We start from the raw sequence: 17,797 nt of genomic DNA, 5'->3' as shown, positions 1-17,797 counted from the left end.
CCATAAAAAATCGAAAGAAAAGCCCATCGCGTAGCATAGACGTCACGATTTACAGGGGATATCAGACATCCCGCACGGCCATTTTCGTATGAGGATCATATTCGTGCCCGACGCCATCTGTCTCTTTGCCTCATACGCGCCGACAGGAGATATTCCCGCTCATACCGCTTATTACTTATCCGAACTGACCCGCTGCGGTTTCACTATTCACCTCGCCCTGTCCGGTTGCGAGAATATCCCGGACGACACGCTCGACTTCTGCCAGCGGACTGGAATAACCCCCTGGTCCCGCCCGAATTCGGGACATGATTTCGGTGCATGGAAAGACCTGATCCTGCGGGGCTGCGCTGGACAGGCCTCCCGGATTCTGCTGGCGAATGACAGTGTGTTCGGCCCTTTTTCACCACTCCCGACACTGTTTGCGCGTATGGAACAGAAAGAGGCTGACGTCTGGGGTATTGCAGAATCCCTTGATGTCCTGCCCCACCTTCAGTCATGGTTCATCTGTTTCGAACAGCATAGCTTTCACGCACCCGCCATCCAGCGCGTGTTTCTTCAGGACTTCACGCAGATGACGCGAGAAGAACTGATCTGGCATGGCGAACTGGGGCTGGCTGTGGCCTGTCGGACAGAAAAACTTCAAACAGCAGCCGCTTGGAGCGACGGACAAGGTATCCTGTCCAGATCGATAAAAAAGACCAATATAATGCATTCACACTGGCGGCGGCTCCTGCGAACAGAAGCCATACCATTCATCAAAACCGAATTGCTGCGCGACAATCCCTTTCGGCTCATGTCAGTCAGACACTGGAAAGACGCTCTTGCGGAACAGAGCACCTTCCAAACACAATGGATCGAAGATTACCTGAAACAGAACCCACCGCGCCCCAATAGACCACAGATCAACCTGAAGGGTCGGCTGCTTTACAATCTTGTCGAACAGATTACTGGAAGAGCACCTTAAAACACCATCCGGCCAGACGGCATCAGCAGGTCAGATAAAGCTGCCGGACCAACAACGAGTTAGGGCGGCATCCGTGATCCAAGTCCGAACGGATGCCGCCCACCCCGTCAGGACATACCGCCGATTATCTCTTCTTCCAAAACCTTGCCGGTATGGGCATGTCTGTCGATCATACGGTCAAACGCCTGCCTGATCCGTGCAATACAGTCACTTTTATACGGAAAGACATCAGCGGGATCACGGTCATGCACGATCATGGCGGTCTCTATCTCAAACACGACCAGCGTTCCATCCTGTAAAACACCAAAGTCCAGCCCGAAATAATCCAGACCTATACGTGGCGGCATCCCATAAAGCGCCTTCATTACCTGAGATGGAAAAAATCCGGTCATGTCCTGCATGAACCGGGACTCTTCCGCCCGCCTTTCCGGGAACAGCTCCATTTTCGCATTGTAATACCAGATCGCCCAGTCATCATGGACGGCCAGATGAACAGGGTATGGAACGCCGTCTACAAAAACGACCCTGTATTTTCTGTAGAGGCCATCTTTACTCACATAATCGATGAAATGGGTTGCATAATAGAATCCAGACGCATCGACCTCATGAACATAGCGCTCAAAATCCGTACGATTGTCGATACGTTTCAACTGGTTTCCCGCATGAGACGAGACCGGTCTGACAAGCAGAGGAAAATCCGGAAGCCTGTCGAAGGGCGCACATACCACACGACAGGACGGCACCAGAAGTCCGGGGATACCCGCCAGTATTTCCGGCACAAGCGAGCGCGCCATGTGCATGATGCGCTCCCCTCCATTCAGCACAGGAAAACCGGCCTCCCTGCCAATCGCCTCTGCTTCAAGAATTGCCGCCTTCTGACGGGCATCTTCTCCCATCGCAAGAACAACCGCATCGGGTCGCAGTTTTCTGATTCTTTCCGCCAGTTCCTGCCGTCTGTGCGGCTCTCCGGATACCCACATCGTGTAGAGAGCAGTGCTGTCATCCAGCAGCATGGCAAGCGGCGCATTGGCCTGAAAGGTTCCGGGTACATTCAGCGCGACAATCCGCCGGACGGCCCCGGCATCCGGCGCATCGGGTCGTTGGACAGGATCCAGATGCATCGCCCTGTCGAGATGCCACAGAGCCGCGGCCTCATCGCCGCAGACCTGGCACATTTCCCATAAACGGTAATGGAGTTGCGCCTGTTCCCCTACTGTCCCGGCAGCTTTCAGTCGGGCAAGCAGAGTGTCACGGGCAAGTAGCGGATCATTGGAGAATTCAGCGAGATCAAGCATGACCCGAGAGTAATCGGGCACCTCTCAACGGAGAGTAAATTCATCCGTCATCATCACTGGTTTCAGGACTCGCAGAACCACAGCACGGGAGCCTGAAGCGGTATCCGCTCAGACAGGATCACAGATACCACTCTGCTCATTGTCTGTCGGACAACCCGCCCGAGCAGACAAACCCATCTGATCGAATATCGCCCTAACTCATTGTTTACAGAGCAACCTTATCCGACCAGACAATTCCGTCTGATCGGATGCGACCCTAATGGACCACTGATTGCAGGAACTGTTTCAGTTCCTCGGCCTGCCCATGAAAATTCGGCAGTCTGTCTTTCATGGGATTCACATAGGAATCCAGCCTGTCAGGACGCGCCAGAAGTCCCTCCACCGCCGTTTTCAGCGGGTCAGGCCGCCCATCCAGAGGGATCAGGTCGCCATTGACGCCATCCACGATATCTTCCGCCTGACCACCGGGAGATGTTGAGATGACCCATACATCACGCGCCAGAGCCTCCCGCACCGTCAATCCGTAGCTTTCCATCCACTGCGAGGGAAACAGCAGCACATCGATGGAATTGAAGAAGGCGTCCCGTGTCGCATCGCCATAGGCCGGCTGAATGGTGATCCTGCCCTTCACCTCCCAACCCGAAACATCCATCGAGGCAAAACCGAGATTAAGCGTGTTATCGATCAGCACCAGTTCCCAATCGGCGCTTTCGAGTCCCTCGAACACCTCACGGACCAACGGAAAACCTTTCACGGCTTCCTGTCCACCGACAAAACCGAACCGAAGCGGTGTTCCCGGCTGACGTGGGCTACGCGCCGCTTTCGGCCAACTGAAGCCGTTTCTGTTCACTTTCACCAGTTCCGGCGCAAACCCATTGGCAAGGTAAAGAGCACGATGGGACTCGCTCGGGGCCAGAAGTAGCGAGGCTTCTTTCAGCATCGAGAGCATCATGTCCTGACGCACCTTGAGATGCATCGCTCCGGGCAGGCAGGACCGGCAGACGTTAAGATCAATGTGACGCTGGAAGCAATAACGTCCGTTTGGCTTGACCATGAACTGTCGCTCACAGAGCCACCAGGCGTCATGAAGCGTCACCACAAAAGGAACATCCTGTTCCAGACAGGCCTGCAACATCCCCAGTCCCAGCCCCTGTATCGAATGAAAATGCACGACATCAGGCCGAAATGCTTTCACCCACGAGACAAACTGGGCTGTGCAGCGGGGATTATCGAGCCCTGCAATCGGGTCGATATGAGTGGACAGAGGTGAGCCGACGACTGGCAATCCTTCGATTTCATAACGCAGAGAGGAGGAAAACAGCTCGGCAATCGGTTCATAGGACGTGAAAACTGAAATGTCAGTTTCAAGAGCAGACAGGTGAGTCGCCATTTCTTCCGCGACGAGCGTGGCGCCACCGAAAGAACGCGGTTTAAAGAATATGTTGACGGCCATGACCCGCAGACGGTCCGTTTCGCGGCGATGCTCCGACGGCGGAAACTGTGTGGCAACCTGCTGTCGGGCTATGGCCTCGGGTCGATAACGCTCCAGCACGTCCTGACGGGCCTGTTGCCCAATACGTTCACGGAGGGCCTCATCACGCGCCAGTGCAAGAAGCGCGTCCCGCCAGGCCATTTCATCTTTAGCAAGAAAACCGTTTTTACTGTCATCAACTACATCACGGAAAGTATCGCAGGGTGAGCAGACCGCCGGAACCTGAAGAATAGCCGCTTCCAGAAATTTGATATTACTTTTGGCGTCATTGAAGATTGATGGTTCCAGCGGCGCGATGGCTATGTCCGCCCCCGCGAGCACAGCCATGTATCCGGCATAATCACGCCCTTCGAGATATTCCACCCGAGCACCGAATCGCTGGAAGTCATCAGGAAGCGTAAGTTCACCGATAATTTTCAGAACCAGCCGCGGCTCCACATCCATGGCGGCAGCCAGTCCCGCCGCACACTCCACGAAGTCCTGATCATGTGTGCGCGTTCCCGACCCGTAAACAATGACGATTTCATCGTTTACGACCGGAAATGCTTCTTCTTCCAGAAGCCGGTCGGCAATCCCCAGAGTTTCGCCATCCAGAGCATTCTCGATGATGCAGACATCCTTGACGCCTGCCCTGAGCATAATCTCACCGAGCACACGGGTCGAGGCGATGCCCCTGCCGCAAAGTTGCAGGCACTCCCGGTAAAGCTCCGCACCTTCAAGCAGAACTTCCTGCTCGGATTTACTTAAAGAAAGCAGATTACTATTTTGACTGTAAAGTTCGAGATCAAAAATGAGGTCATCGACCTCCCACCAAGGCTCGATGCCAAAGCGCTTTGCTTCCGCAATCAGCGTCTTGATGACAGAAGCTGCCGGGGTGCGATAGAAAATGACCTCCCAGCTTGTCTGCATGGCTGACAAGGCGCTCTGCGGATCATGCCAGCTTATGACCTCGACTTGCCAGCCCAGCAGTTCCAACTCTTCTTTTCTCTGCCATACACGATACTTCGCGCATTGCGGTATGCTGAGTTCGGCCACTATCAGTATTTTGGGTGTCAGACCGAGTTCCCGCGCAGAGGGCACTGGCTCCCGGTAGGGATTCACGACCGTTTCTGCGTTTTCCGCTGGTACTCCACCACTTTTCCCAGATTTTCTCTTTATTTTTGGACGACCCTGAAACCGCGTATCCAGACGTCTTTTCACACGTCGATAGAGGCTCTTTACGCCATCCTTTTCCACAATTTCCCGGGCTCTCTGACCAGCCTCCTTCAGGGGACGCCCTTCTATAGTCTGCCCATGCACAAGTAGCCACCCACCACGAAGAACACGCCCGACACGGGAGAGAGGGTTTCTGTTCCATCCGAAGAGAAGATGACGCACATGCGCGGCATCCCCAGCATTTACGTCAGCTCTCACACTATGGAGAAAAGCCGCCCCCCTATAGCATTCCAGCAGCGCCTCAGCATGACGAAGACGTTTTTCGAGAACTTCCTGAGGTTGCTTTTCAGTCACGATAATCCGGCCGCTTTCTCATACGAAAATCAAACAGTCACTGTGTTTTAACATTTTATATCGTTTCTCGCATCCAACCCATCATGTCCATTCTCAAAAGGACCGTATCGTTTCAGGAGACGCAGACACCCTGCGTCAGAAATATTCAGCGTATCGAGAGAACAAAAAAAAACCGGACCTTTTCAGGTCCGGCTTCTCTACTCAAAATCCGGAAATTACCAAACCTGGAAATCGCCCGAATTCAGGCTGCTAACATTCTGGAACAGAATTGTGGTGCCATCGTCAAGCTTGAGCGTGGTGGAACCGTTCGAGCTGACCTGATTGGCCAGCGCGGTCTGCAGTTCACTCTCGGAGTAGTTAAGCAGGCCGACCGTGTTACCGATAGCGGAGTTGAAGTCGGTGATAACATAGTTACCGCCAGCAACACCGTCACGGAATGCAAAGGTGTTGGCCGCACCCGAACCACCCGTCATCGTCGCATCGCCCACACCGGCGACGAGCGTGTCGGAACCTGTTCCGCCGATGAACACCTGCGTGCCTGTCGTGCCGGCATTATTGCCGTAAGCAGCCACACCGTAGGTCGAACCGGAAGCATTGAGCGTCTCGTTACCCGAACCGCCGGAGAAGATGGTCTTGCCCGAGCCCGGCTGGGTAGCATTCAGGATGATGTTCATCGAGTCAGCGCCGTAGATCGTGCTCTGACCAGCCGTGATGGTGCTCGTGCCATAGCCGCCGACGAAGGTCAGGGAACCAGCGACACTGACGTTCGCGTTGACCGCATACTGAATCCAGGCATCTCCGCTGGCGGAAATCGTGTCACCCACGCCCGTAAGGACCGTGGAAACACCACCGTTCAGGGAGATCGTGTCGTCGGTGCCACCGACAACAGTGGAACCACCGCCGACCGTGATCGCGTTGTTGCTTCCTGCGCCAGCAACATTCTCGATGTAGGAGTTTTCGCCGACGGTCACGAAAGAGCTGCCGCCATAAAGCGAGACAGTCTGATTGTTGGCATTGGCACCACCATAAATGGTGTCGTTGCCATAGGAATAAACCGTGTTGGTGCCATTGCTGACGTTGACGAAGTTATCGCCCGTACCCGCATTGATCGTGTTCTGGCCCGCACCGGCGACAACCGTGTCGTTACCGGAGCCGGTCAGCACCATCCAGTTGCCAGCGTTGGAAAGCTGGTCACCGGTAAAGGCGTTGTTGCCCGTGCCTGCGATAAAGAGACCTGCCGAGCTGCCAGCCTGAAACTGGACGCCGCCGGTCGTGCCGCCTTCGACGCTGACGAAGCTGGAGGTTACACCCGTCGCGTCAATCTGCGTGTGAACGCTCGGAATGCCCGATCCGATTGCGCCGCCGAAAACGATCGCGCCGACGCTGCCCGTTACGGAGTAGGAACCAGCCACGGTAGCGACGCCGTAGCCAACGCCGTTTGCGCTGAACGGAGTGGATCCCGGAACAAGGTTGATACCCTCAACCGCGCCAATCTCTCCGGCAAGTGTGTTGCTGAAATCTGTAACCAGGCTAGCGAGCTGGTCTGTGAGAGCCCCATCAACGGTGACGACTACATGCGCCCCGGCAGATGCACCCTGAACGGTCATCAATGGCATACGTCAGTTCCTTTGTTGCACCCACATGACCCGTCGCAGCAACTCACGTAGGCAGTATTCTGTCCATGCTCCTTGTATTAAAAGAAAGACAGGCAGGCAACAAAAAAAAGTCGGGCCGATCAAAAAAAAAGCGTCACAAACAAGATACGCCGACTATTTATCAAATTCATAAAGATATAATAACATGAACAACAGAACAAAAATTCAAAAATAAAAAGTAAATTATTAAACATAATAAGTAAAAATAGTTAAAATTTACTGTAAAATCCCTTTACTTGTAAAGAAATATACATTTAAATTCTCAAAAAACATAATTAAAATACATTAAATACACTATCAAATCCACACCGGAACAATTTTCTTTTCAATCTCCGGCTTTTTACAATCAAAATCCCCCAAACCTTCGCCAGCCGCTTCGTGCCACGCCCGTCCCGATTTCAACCCGTTTCGCCCCTCCAGATTCAAGAGAGCGTGGCATGAAACCATCGAATCTGACAGGCGGTCAGCCTGCCCATCTCAGGTTTTTCTTCATCAATCTTTCAGAGGAAACGATGCCCATCCCTGATTTCAGGAACCTGCTGAAACGATTCATTCAGAACGCCAAGAGCACCGGACAGCCGTCCCCACCTCCTGCCTTGCAGAAGTTACGATTCGTCGCGCTGACAGGCGTGAACCCGACACCACGACGGACAGGACGTCCCAACATTTTATTATGTGAATGCGCGAGACAGGCCACTCCGGGAAGAGGAGCAGCCTGCCGAACCACGCACGCGAAAGCGTCAGTTTCCGGACGGAAGATGCTTCGCGATATAGGGTGGAAGATTAAAGGAGCCCACGTGAATTTCCGGGGTCCAATACTGCGTAGTCCCCAGAACACCCGCCTTTTCAGCGCGCGCCTTTACTGTCCCGACATCCTGCTGTGTCGGATCATTACCCTTGGAGGCGATGCCCAGCGTCATGAACCCGCCCACATAGGTCGGAACAGCCGCGACATAGGCCGACACCTGCGGGAAGAACTTCGCCCGGCGCAGACTCGTCTCATGCAGCTCATCCGCCTGCATGAACGGCACGCCGCACTGATTCACGATCAGGCCGTTCGGTCCAAGAATTCGGGCGCAATGCTCATAGAAAGAATCGGTGAACAGTACTTCACCCACACCGATTGGATCGGTGCTGTCGACGATGATGACATCGAAGGACGCATCTGACGCCGCCTCGACATAGGCAATACCGTCTCCGACGATGACTTCCGCACGGGCGTCATTCCATGCGTCGCCGGCAATTCCGGGCAGATGCTGTTTCGACAGTTCGATAACCGCGCCGTCGATCTCCACCATGACAGCCTTCTCCACAGCCCGGTGCTCAAGCACACGCCGCAGAACGCCGCCATCGCCCGCGCCGATGATCAGCACCCGACGGGGATCGGGATGCGTGAACAGCGGGACATGCGTCAGCATTTCCTGATAAACGAACTCATCCGCTTCCGTGATCTGCACCACGCCATCAAGCATGAGCACGCGACCATGAGAATCGCTCTCGAACACGACGATGTCCTGAAAAGGACTTTTGACACGGGCAAGCTCTTTACGAACCCGGAATCTCTGCCCCCAGCTCTCGTACAGTCCTTCGTTCAGCCACTGCTCAGACATGCAGCCTCCATAGATTCACGACAGCCGCAGCCACGCGCGCTCAGGCCGAAGACCTGAGCGGCGCACCACCTAAAGCTGAAACCATGATGTATTGCGGGAAAGCGGTCAGACCGAAACGCGGCCGCGACGCTGCTCGTCAACCATGACACGCCCGGCCTGAAACAGCCGCTGCATCACCGGAATGGACAGATGCGGGTCGCATGCGCCACACATGAAAATGTCCACAGCCGCAAAATTGCGTTCCGGCCACGTATGGATGGAGATATGACTCTCCGCCAGCACCACCACGCCCGACACGCCGCCATTCGGCGAAAAGTGATGGAAATGGCTGTGCAGGATTGTAGCTCCCGCCGTGACAGCCGCCTCGCACAGCGTGGCGTCAATCTTTTCCGGATCGTCGAGGTTCGTAGCCTCCCACAAATCCACAAGCAGGTGCGTACCTGCAAATTTTTCGCCGTCGCGTTCGACGAAATAATCCTTGCGCTCATCCTCACAGGACTCAGCGTTAGCGACAGTCTGGTTATTGCTCGGGAGTTCCGAGACCATCCCCAGTTGAGCAAGTGCGTTCATGACGTACCCCAAAACCAGTAGACAGCCTGTTGGGCAGAAATTGCCCCCTTGGGCCAAGAAGCGCGGTGGATAGGGTGTTTATTCCTTACACGCAAGAAAATTCTGCTTTTATTTTCGTGACACTTTGAAGGCAGCACATAACCGGCCAGAATATTTTGAAAAATCGAGGAAGATATTCCCGGCGCATCCCGCTCATTGGTCTGTCTCCGGAGGATAACGTAACCCTTCATCCGCAGCCAGCCAGGCATAATCCGTAATAGACGCACAACCGCCTCCTTCCTTCCGGAACTATCGCCCAACCGTCAGGATTTGTTTGACAGCGACAGGCCGGAATGCGAGAGGGTCAGACGTCACAGAGGGAGAGACCGGTTCCGAACCGGCGCCGAAGGAGCAACCGCCCTGGAAACTCTCAGGCAAAAGGACCCTGTGACTGGACATTCTGGAGAGTGGCGCTGCGAGCGCCCGCCGACGGGATAGCGATCTCAGGCAAACGGACAGAAGGGGCGCTGGACTGAACCGGTCGATCCGGAAGTGGAGAGCGTTCTTAATGTCATATCCAACCGTTTCCCTCCCTGTTACCCGAGTTGTTTCATGAACGAAACGCTTCTTCACACCCCCCTCTTCTCCCTGCATGGAGAGTGCGGCGCCAGAATGGTGCCCTTCGCAGGTTACGCTATGCCGTTGCAGTACGCCGACGGCATCATGGCCGAGCACCAGCACACCCGCTCTCACGCCGGTCTGTTCGATGTCTCTCACATGGGACAGGTCGCGCTGCGCCCATTCGACGGCGACATGAAGCGCGTGGCGCTTGCACTGGAACGGGTCGTGCCCGTCGATGTTCTGGGACTGAAGCCCGGACGCCAGCGCTATGGTTTTCTGACAAACGACGCTGGCGGAATCCTTGACGACCTGATGATCGTCAACATGGAAACGTGGTTTCTTGTTGTCGTCAACGCAGCCTGCAAGGCGCAGGACATCGCCCTGATGCAGCGCGAACTCTCCACGGACTGCACGGTGGAGCCACTGGGAGACCGCGCTCTTCTGGCGCTACAGGGACCAAAAGCCGAAAAAGCCCTCGCGCGGCTTGCACCGGATGTTTCGACCATGACGTTCATGGATGCGAAAACCGTCACTCTGGACGGCATTGAGGCAATCGTCACCCGCTCCGGTTACACGGGCGAGGACGGCTTCGAGATCAGCGTTCCCTCAGACAGGACAGAACAGGTTGCCAGAGCCCTGCTGGCGCAGCCTGAAGTCAAACCGATCGGCCTCGGCGCCCGTGACAGTCTGCGCCTTGAAGGCGGTCTCTGCCTTTACGGCTCGGACCTTGATGAAACGACATCGCCCGTGGAAGGCGCTCTGGAATGGGCGATCCAGAAAGCCCGCCGAAACGGTGGCGCACGCGCAGGCGGCTTCCCCGGAGCCGACCTGATTCTGGCGCAGCTTGAGCAGGGCGTCAGCCGTCGGCGTGTCGGACTGCTGGCGGAAGGACGTGCTCCTGTCAGACACGGCGCCGAACTGTTCGCGGAAGGCGAAGGCGGCTCTCCCATCGGTGTGGTCACGTCCGGCGCTTTCGGCCCGACGCTTCAGGCGCCTGTCGCCATGGGCTATGTCGAGACGGCCTTTGCGCTGGCAGGCACAAAGATTTTCGCTGAACTGCGCGGTCGTCGCATTCCGGTGACGGTCGCCGCGATGCCGTTCGTCCCGGCGGGTTTCAAACGCTGAAACCGGATCAGGATCATTCCTGACAGATACAAGAGTTTTCTTTTCCGTGACATTGAACGTCCGGAGACAGTGGAGACAGTGGAATGACGCTTTACTTTACAAAAGAGCATGAATGGCTGCGCGTTGAAGGCGATGTCGCGGTTGTCGGCATCACGAAACATGCCGCCAGTGAACTGGGTGAAATCGTATTCTTCGAGCTGAACAGCTCGGCCAATGACCTGCAGCAGGGTGACTCTGTCGCCGTCGTGGAATCCGTCAAAGCCGCATCCGATGTCTATGCGCCGGTCAATGGCGTGGTCATCGAGGGCAATCCTGACCTTGCGAACAACCCTGACCTGATCAGCAGCGATCCGGAAGGCAACGGCTGGATGCTGAAGATGACGCTGACAGACAAGGCGCAGCTTGCGGACCTTCTGGACGCCGAAGCCTACGCCGCGCTGATCGGCTGATTCACGGCCGCTTCTTCGGCGACTCAATTCTGAAACCTTTTCTCTGATACGGGGACGATCCGTGCCATCCTGGTCCAGCCTTCTGCCGCCTTCCGACGCCTTTGCCTCCCGTCATATCGGCCCACGTGAGGCCGAGATCACGGCCATGCTGGAGGCTGTCGGCGCGTCCAGCGAAGAAGCGCTGCGTGAAGAGACAGTGCCAGCCTCCATCCGTTCGAAAGAACCGATGGGGATCGGGCGCGGCTGGTCGGAAGTCGAGGTGCTGGCGCGTCTTCGCGAAATGGCCGGACGTAACAGGGTCATGACTTCCCTGATCGGTCAGGGCTATTATGGCACGGTTCTACCCGGAGTGATCCAGCGCAACATTCTGGAAAATCCTGCGTGGTACACAGCCTATACACCCTATCAGCCGGAAATCAGTCAGGGTCGTCTTGAAGCGCTGCTGAACTTCCAGACACTGGTGACGGAACTGACCGGTCTCGATATCGCAAACGCCTCTCTGCTGGATGAAGCGACGGCGGCGGCGGAAGCCATGGCGCTGGCCAAACGTGTGGCGAAGAGCAGGTCGAACATCTTCTTTGTCGATGCCGACACGCATCCTCAGACACTGACTGTTCTGCGGACCCGTGCGGAACCGTTCGGTTTCGAGATTGTCGTTGGCAGTCCCGAGCGTGATCTGGATGCGTCCAACGTGTTCGGCGCACTGTTCTCCTATCCCGGCACATCCGGTGCGGTGCGTGACCCGCGTGAGGCCATCGAAGCCCTGCATGAAGCGGGCGCGATCGCGGTCATCGCAGCCGACCCGCTGGCGCTCACCCTTCTGAAATCTCCCGGTGAACTCGGGGCGGATATCGCCATCGGCTCCATGCAGCGTTTCGGCGTGCCTATGGGCTTTGGTGGCCCGCATGCCGCCTACATGGCCGTGCGTGACGCCTACAAACGCAGCATGCCGGGCCGTCTGGTCGGCGTGTCGGTCGATGCCGCGGGGCAACCTGCCTACCGTCTGGCGCTCCAGACCCGCGAGCAGCATATCCGCCGCGAAAAGGCGACGTCGAACATCTGCACGGCTCAGGTTCTGCTTGCCAATATCGCCGCCATGTATGCCGTTTATCATGGTCCGGAAGGTCTGAAAGCCATCGCGGAACGTGTGGCGGGGCTGACCGGGGCTCTGGCGTCCGGCCTGCGCGCGCTGGGTGTAGAGGTACAGACCACAGCCGTATTCGACACGCTGACAGTTCGTGTCGCTCCTGAAAAAACCGGAGAGATTCACCAGAGAGCCATTGCTGCGGGTATGAATTTCCGTCGCGTGGGAGACGGTGTGATCGGTCTTTCCCTCGACGAGACCACCACACCGGAAGTGATTGAAGCGGTCTGGCGCTGCTTTGATCCGGATTGTCCGACGGAAGCGCTCGCTGCGGCGGCAGACCCGAGGCCGGGCCTGTCCTCCGACATTCCCGACGGGCTATGCCGGGAAACACCCTTTCTACAGCAGGCCGTCTTTTCATCCTATCATTCCGAGACGGACATGCTGCGCTATCTGCGTCGCCTCGCCGACAAGGATCTGGCGCTGGACCGCACGATGATTCCGCTCGGTTCCTGCACGATGAAGCTGAACGCCACCGTCGAGATGACGCCAATCACATGGCCCGGCTTCTGTGATCTGCATCCGTTCGCACCGGTTGATCAGACGGAGGGTTACGCCGAACTGTTCAGCGACCTTGAAACATGGCTCTGCGCTGTCAGCGGCTATGATGCCGTGTCGCTCCAGCCGAACTCCGGTGCGCAGGGAGAATATGCGGGACTGCTGGCCATTCGCGGCTATCACCGTGCGCGTGGTCAGGAACAGCGCGACGTCTGCCTGATCCCGGCTTCCGCGCACGGCACCAATCCGGCTTCTGCGCAGATGGCGGCCATGAGAGTCGTCGTCGTAAAATGCGATGATGACGGCAACGTCGATATGGACGATCTGAAAGCGAAGATCGCCCAACATGCCGACACGCTGGCGGCGATCATGATCACCTACCCTTCCACACACGGCGTGTTTGAAGAATCCGTACGCGATATCTGCGCGCTGGTGCATGAGGCAGGCGGTCAGGTCTATCTCGATGGCGCGAACATGAACGCGCAGGTCGGCCTTTCGCAGCCGGGCAAATACGGCGCGGATGTCAGCCATTTCAACCTGCACAAGACATTCTGCATCCCGCATGGCGGTGGTGGACCGGGCATGGGGCCGATCGGCGTACGCGCACATCTCGCACCGTTTCTGCCGGGGCGTCCGGAACTGGGCGAAGGTCTTGCCGTATCAGCCGCACCATTCGGCTCGGCTTCGATTCTGCCGATCTCGTGGGCCTATATCCGTCTGATGGGCGACGAAGGACTGGCGCGCGCGACCACTCTGGCCATCCTGAACTCGAACTACATCGTGGCGCGTCTGTCAGACGCCTACCCCATCCTCTATCGCGGCGTGAATGGACGGGTCGCGCATGAATGCATCGTCGATCTGCGTCCGATCAAGGATGAGACGGGCGTAACCGTGGATGATATCGCCAAGCGTCTGGTGGATTTCGGTTTCCACGCGCCGACCGTGAGCTTTCCGGTTCCCGGCACGTTCATGATCGAGCCGACGGAATCCGAGGGTAAACGCGAGCTGGACCGGTTCTGCGATGCGATGCTGACGATCCGCGAGGAAATCCGGCAGATCGAAACGGGCGTGATCGCCGTCGAAGCCTCCGCCCTGCGTCATGCTCCCCATACGGCCCGTGATCTGGCCGTCACGGAGTGGAACCGGCCTTATACACGTTCGGAAGGGTGCTTTCCGGCGGGTGTTGCGCCTGCGACCAAATACTGGCCGCCGGTCGGACGCATTGACAATGCCTACGGTGACCGCAATCTGATCTGCTCCTGCCCGGAACTTTCCGTATATCTGTGAGTTGAAATCTGAATAAATGCATTATGCTGGAGCTTTTTCGGGATAATCGGACCAATGACAAAGGCGCCTTCAAGTCTCGGCGCACGATTGGGCAGTCAGGAAACCCTGGGTCAGCGGATCAGGGCGTTACGGCACTATGCCGGAATGACTCAGGTGGCCGTCGCTGCGGCCCTTGGCCTGTCACGTAGCGCCATAGCTCACTGGGAGACGGATCGGGACGGGCGCGTCAGGGAATATCTCCCGCGCCTTGCCGAACTGTTTCAGGTTCCTGTGGAGGTTTTTCTGACGGGCATGGCCACGCAGGAAGCTGTCGTGCAACTGACGATTGACGAGATCGACCTGCTGCGACTCTACCGCAGCCTTGATGTGGGAGAGCGTCTTTCCGTGCAGCGCTCCATTACAAGAATGCTCGACCGCAAGAAAAAATAACGCTCCGGGATCAAAAGGGCTTTTCGTTCTACAGATGATCCAGCCCTTTGGTCCCCCGGTTGCTTCTGCTAGGCGGAAAGCCCTTCCTCACGCCGTGAAGAAGTGACTCAGCCCCATATCCCGCAGCGCCCGTCGATAGGCGATTGAACTCCGGTCCGCCATGACATGCGCCTCCAGTGTCGGGTCCAGAGGCAGGTTCTCCGGCTTCTGCGCCTCCACCAGCGCACGATCCTCTTCAAACACCCGGCGGTTGAACTCGTAAACCGCCTCGACATCGCCATTGATATCGAAGTTGCGGCAGATCGGCGCGAACATCCGGGTCATACGCGCCGAGACCGGCGAGGCCGCATTCATGATGACCAGCCGTTCATCGTTCGGGAAGTGGATTTCCAGGGTGGCCGTAAACGGCACATGCACACGGAAATGACGCAGCCACTCAAATCCCTCGGGGGCCGAGTTCTCTATTTCATGCGGATAATTGGCGACGGAACTCCGGTATTCCGCTTCAAAACCGTATACCGTTCTCTTTGGCATATAGCTGGGAACAACAGGGTTCTCCGGGTCAGCGAACGTCGCCGTGTGCACGAAAGCAAAGTGCGCCACATCAATGAACCCCTCGACCTGTCGTCCGGCGAACCCGGCAATATCAATCCACGGGCAGGTGATCCGCTGATAGGCCGGAGTATCCCCCTGACCGCCTTCAGAATCATCCCAGTGGGGCATGTCGGCAATCTTCGGCCCGCTTCCATCCGGGCGCAGACAGGTCCAGACCAGCCCGTATCGCTCAACGGCGGGATAGGTGCGCAGATTCAGCTTTTTGGGAATCGCGCTGTCCGGGTGGGCCGGAACGTGCACGCACTGCCCCTCCGCTCCAAACTGAAACCCATGATAGGCGCAGGCCAGCGTATCACCTTTGCATTTCCCCATACTGAGCGGCACGCCCCGATGAGGACAGAGATCGTCCGCCACGACAATGGCGTCTCCGCTGCGATAGAGCACCAGCGGCGCATCCAGCAGGGTGACGCCAAGAGGCGCAGTGCGGGTCAGTTCGCGTGAAAGCGCGACGGGATGCCAGCAGGCGGCCAGAACAGTCCAGTCTGCTGCATCGAAGGTGCAGTGACGGGGCAGGTCAACAGACTGGATGGCGGAGGCTGTGTCCATATGCGTCGCTCCCACAAGATAATAACGGAATCAGAATGACACGTGTGGCGACGACACGGAATAGATGTTCTGCTTCATGTCCGGACAACGGCGAGACACATGTTTCACAGCGCATGAAACGATGTCCCGGACACGGGATTCCTCACTTCAGAACCGGCGCTTTCTATCAGTCCGGAAGACTGGATACATCTTTTGCACGGAGTGCGCCCGATAAGGCCGGTCGCATCAAAAATTTCTTTCAGGCAACGAAACACATCATATCACATTGAAATATAATTATATTTTTAAAACAATTATGACACTCAGTGTCAAAAATCACAATCATGTTATCTGCCCGCACGTTGCCGCTCCCGCTGCATTCATATATTTCAGAATATAGTTATCAAGACCGATACAGTCCTGATTACATTTCTGCTATCTCTCGCCCAGGCAGCACGCCAGACATACGGAGTGACCCATGTCGGTTAACCAGGAACCCCCCTTCAAATCCCGCTACGGCAATTATATCGGCGGTGAGTGGAAAGCGCCCGTAAAGGGCGGATACATGCAGAACATCTCGCCGGTGGACGGACGCACACTGTGCGAAGTGCCGCAGTCCACGGCTGAAGATGTCGAACTGGCGCTGGATGCCGCGCACAAGGCGTTCAAAGGCTGGGCCCACACCTCCATCGCTGAACGCTCCAACATCCTCCTCAAGGCCGCTGACCGCATGGAGGCCAATCTTGAGCTTCTGGCGCGCGCCGAGACCTGGGACAACGGCAAGCCGATCCGCGAGACGATGAACGCCGACATCCCGCTGGCGATCGATCATTTCCGCTACTTCGCCGGATGTATCCGCGCTCAGGAAGGCGGCATCACCGATATCAACGAAGACACGGTCGCCTACCACTTCCACGAGCCTCTCGGCGTCGTCGGCCAGATCATCCCCTGGAACTTCCCGCTGCTGATGGGCGCATGGAAGCTGGCTCCGGCTCTGGCCGCAGGCAACTGCGTCGTCATGAAGCCCGCCGAAACGACGCCAGCCAGCATGCTGGTGCTGATGGAAATCATCGGCGACCTGTTCCCGGCAGGCACCCTGAACATCGTCAACGGTCTGGGCCGTGATGTCGGTGCGGCGCTGTCCAACAGCACCCGTATCGCCAAGATCGCCTTCACGGGTTCAACCCCGACCGGCAAGATGATCGCGCACGCCGCAGCCGAAAACCTGATCCCGGCCACGCTGGAACTGGGCGGCAAGTCGCCGAACATCTTCTTTGCCGACGTCATGGATCAGGATGACGATTATCTCGACAAGGCGCTGGAAGGCTTCACCCTGTTCGCGCTCAATCAGGGCCAGATCTGCTCCTGCCCGAGCCGCGCGCTGGTGCACGAATCCATCTACGACAAGTTCATCGAACGCGTCATTCCGCGCGTGAAGGCCATCAAGCAGGGCAACCCGCTTGACCCCGAGACGATGATGGGCGCCCAGAACTCGCTGATGCAGCAGAACAAGATTCTGGAATACATCGATATCGGACGCAACGAGGACAAGGCGCAGCTTCTGGTCGGCGGTGCGAAACCCGATCTTGGCAGTGCGTTCAAGGATGGTTTCTACGTTCAGCCGACCGTGTTCCGCGGTGACAACAACATGCGGATTTTCCGTGAGGAAATCTTTGGCCCCGTCCTGACGGTCACGACCTTCAAGGACGAAGCCGAAGCACTGGCCATCGCCAATGACACGGAGTTCGGTCTGGGTTCAGGCGTCTGGTCGCGTAACGGCAATATCTGCCACCGCGTCGCCAAAGGTCTGGAAGCCGGTCGCGTCTGGGTGAACTGCTACCATGTGTATCCTGCGGGTGCCGCATTCGGTGGCTATAAAAAGTCCGGAATCGGACGTGAAACACACAAGATGGTTCTTGAGCACTACCAGCAGACCAAGAACATCCTGACCAGCTACTCCGAAAAGAAGCTTGGTTTCTTCTGATACAACACAGGGAGAGCGTGTCCGCGCGCTCTCCCGTTTCATGAGA

The 17,797-nt window shown here is 56.8% G+C and carries 12 protein-coding genes and 1 riboswitch; of the genes, 6 read left to right on the top strand and 6 right to left on the bottom strand.

From position 1 onward, the window contains the following. The first annotated feature begins 103 nt into the window (after window positions 1–103). Window positions 104–964: a rhamnan synthesis F family protein gene (locus LKE90_RS13640; protein ID WP_291491904.1), complete on the top strand. Its 861-nt coding sequence runs from the start codon at window positions 104–106 to the stop codon at window positions 962–964. Between the two features lie 107 nt (window positions 965–1,071). Here LKE90_RS13640 and LKE90_RS13635 read toward each other — a convergent pair whose 3' ends face one another. The 5 genes from LKE90_RS13635 to speD form a co-directional block, all read right to left on the bottom strand. After that, window positions 1,072–2,259, bottom strand: coding sequence for a hypothetical protein (locus LKE90_RS13635; protein WP_291491905.1), 1,188 nt, complete (start codon window positions 2,257–2,259; stop codon window positions 1,072–1,074). Between the two features lie 256 nt (window positions 2,260–2,515). Then, the gene (locus tag LKE90_RS13630; RefSeq protein WP_291492053.1) at window positions 2,516–4,660 is read right to left on the bottom strand and encodes a glycosyltransferase; all 2,145 of its coding nucleotides are present in this window, start codon (window positions 4,658–4,660) and stop codon (window positions 2,516–2,518) included. An 815-nt stretch (window positions 4,661–5,475) separates the two neighbouring features. Beyond that, a complete protein-coding gene (locus LKE90_RS13625) occupies window positions 5,476–6,876 on the bottom strand; it encodes a beta strand repeat-containing protein (RefSeq protein ID WP_291491906.1) in 1,401 nt (466 codons plus the stop codon). Window positions 6,877–7,655: 779 nt separating this feature from the next. Further along, entirely contained in the window at window positions 7,656–8,525 is an 870-nt protein-coding gene (speE, locus tag LKE90_RS13620; protein WP_291491907.1) for a polyamine aminopropyltransferase, read from the bottom strand. A 105-nt stretch (window positions 8,526–8,630) separates the two neighbouring features. After that, complete coding sequence (speD, locus tag LKE90_RS13615) at window positions 8,631–9,095, bottom strand: adenosylmethionine decarboxylase (protein ID WP_291491908.1); 465 nt, start codon at window positions 9,093–9,095, stop codon at window positions 8,631–8,633. Window positions 9,096–9,440: 345 nt separating this feature from the next. Then, a riboswitch (glycine riboswitch) is annotated at window positions 9,441–9,530 on the top strand. Between the two features lie 156 nt (window positions 9,531–9,686). Here speD and gcvT point away from each other — a divergent pair. The 4 genes from gcvT (at window position 9,687) to LKE90_RS13595 (ending at window position 14,627) form a co-directional block, all read left to right on the top strand. Further along, the gene (gcvT, locus tag LKE90_RS13610) at window positions 9,687–10,820 is read left to right on the top strand and encodes a glycine cleavage system aminomethyltransferase GcvT (RefSeq protein WP_291491909.1); all 1,134 of its coding nucleotides are present in this window, start codon (window positions 9,687–9,689) and stop codon (window positions 10,818–10,820) included. A gap of 83 nt (window positions 10,821–10,903) precedes the next feature. Beyond that, window positions 10,904–11,269 carry a glycine cleavage system protein GcvH gene (gcvH, locus tag LKE90_RS13605; RefSeq protein ID WP_291491910.1) on the top strand — a complete coding sequence of 122 codons (366 nt, stop codon included), beginning with the start codon at window positions 10,904–10,906 and terminating at the stop codon, window positions 11,267–11,269. Between the two features lie 61 nt (window positions 11,270–11,330). Continuing rightward, complete coding sequence (gene gcvP, locus LKE90_RS13600) at window positions 11,331–14,198, top strand: aminomethyl-transferring glycine dehydrogenase (protein ID WP_291491912.1); 2,868 nt, start codon at window positions 11,331–11,333, stop codon at window positions 14,196–14,198. Window positions 14,199–14,252: 54 nt separating this feature from the next. Next, a complete protein-coding gene (locus tag LKE90_RS13595) occupies window positions 14,253–14,627 on the top strand; it encodes a helix-turn-helix domain-containing protein (RefSeq protein WP_291491913.1) in 375 nt (124 codons plus the stop codon). Window positions 14,628–14,714: 87 nt separating this feature from the next. Here LKE90_RS13595 and LKE90_RS13590 read toward each other — a convergent pair whose 3' ends face one another. Then, on the bottom strand, window positions 14,715–15,788 hold the full coding sequence (locus LKE90_RS13590; RefSeq protein ID WP_291491914.1) for an aromatic ring-hydroxylating oxygenase subunit alpha: 1,074 nt from the start codon (window positions 15,786–15,788) through the stop codon (window positions 14,715–14,717). Window positions 15,789–16,245: 457 nt separating this feature from the next. Here LKE90_RS13590 and LKE90_RS13585 point away from each other — a divergent pair, with 457 nt between their 5' ends. Then, window positions 16,246–17,751, top strand: coding sequence for an aldehyde dehydrogenase family protein (locus LKE90_RS13585; protein ID WP_291491915.1), 1,506 nt, complete (start codon window positions 16,246–16,248; stop codon window positions 17,749–17,751). Window positions 17,752–17,797 lie beyond the last annotated feature (46 nt).

The sequence above is a fragment of the Acetobacter sp. genome, assembly GCF_022483985.1.
Classification (GTDB): Bacteria; Pseudomonadota; Alphaproteobacteria; order Acetobacterales; family Acetobacteraceae; genus Acetobacter.
This window is presented reverse-complemented; position numbering and strand designations above follow the sequence as displayed.

Excerpts from the sequence above, each read along its gene's own strand:
- LKE90_RS13635 (WP_291491905.1), bottom strand. The coding sequence starts at position 2,259 with ATGCTTGATCTCGCTGAATTCTCCAATGATCCGCTACTTGCCCGTGAC.
- LKE90_RS13630 (WP_291492053.1), bottom strand. The coding sequence starts at position 4,660 with ATGCAGACAAGCTGGGAGGTCATTTTCTATCGCACCCCGGCAGCTTCT.
- LKE90_RS13625 (WP_291491906.1), bottom strand. The coding sequence starts at position 6,876 with ATGCCATTGATGACCGTTCAGGGTGCATCTGCCGGGGCGCATGTAGTC.
- speE (WP_291491907.1), bottom strand. The coding sequence starts at position 8,525 with ATGTCTGAGCAGTGGCTGAACGAAGGACTGTACGAGAGCTGGGGGCAG.
- speD (WP_291491908.1), bottom strand. The coding sequence starts at position 9,095 with ATGAACGCACTTGCTCAACTGGGGATGGTCTCGGAACTCCCGAGCAAT.
- gcvT (WP_291491909.1), top strand. The coding sequence starts at position 9,687 with ATGAACGAAACGCTTCTTCACACCCCCCTCTTCTCCCTGCATGGAGAG.
- gcvH (WP_291491910.1), top strand. The coding sequence starts at position 10,904 with ATGACGCTTTACTTTACAAAAGAGCATGAATGGCTGCGCGTTGAAGGC.
- LKE90_RS13595 (WP_291491913.1), top strand. The coding sequence starts at position 14,253 with ATGACAAAGGCGCCTTCAAGTCTCGGCGCACGATTGGGCAGTCAGGAA.
- LKE90_RS13590 (WP_291491914.1), bottom strand. The coding sequence starts at position 15,788 with ATGGACACAGCCTCCGCCATCCAGTCTGTTGACCTGCCCCGTCACTGC.
- LKE90_RS13585 (WP_291491915.1), top strand. The coding sequence starts at position 16,246 with ATGTCGGTTAACCAGGAACCCCCCTTCAAATCCCGCTACGGCAATTAT.